The sequence below is a fragment of the Streptomyces gottesmaniae genome, assembly GCF_031845845.1.
In the GTDB taxonomy this organism is placed as follows: Bacteria; Actinomycetota; Actinomycetes; order Streptomycetales; family Streptomycetaceae; genus Streptomyces; species Streptomyces akebiae.
Genome location: NZ_JAVRFJ010000188.1, coordinates 1 through 328, shown reverse-complemented (window position 1 = coordinate 328; position 328 = coordinate 1). Strand labels below are relative to the sequence as shown.

The following is a 328-nucleotide window of genomic DNA, read 5'->3' as shown; positions in this document are numbered from 1 at the left end:
TTCTCCCGGGTCTTCTCGGCGGCGAAGTCCAGGTCCTCCACCGCGATCGCCCTCACCCCGCAGGTCTTCGCCCAGTGCAGGAGGCGGGTGAGGGCGTGGCGGACCTGGGCGTCACGGTGTCCGGCGGTACCGGTCAAGTCGTAGGAGAAGCGGCGCGGGCTGCCGGTGGGGTTGCCGTGAGTGTCCAGGCGCCAGGCGGCAAGGTGGTCGGCGTTCATGTCGACGCCGATCACCCCGTGCGCGAGTGCCACCTCGATGGGCAGGGTGGGAGTGGGCGGGATCTGCCAGGACGCGGTCACATACCAGCGGTCCCGGCCGGTGTCGTGGT

The 328-nt window shown here is 70.7% G+C and carries 1 pseudogene; it reads right to left on the bottom strand.

The features are described from left to right. A pseudogene (locus RM704_RS45000) lies at positions 1 to 328 on the bottom strand (IS200/IS605 family accessory protein TnpB-related protein); the annotation flags it as partial.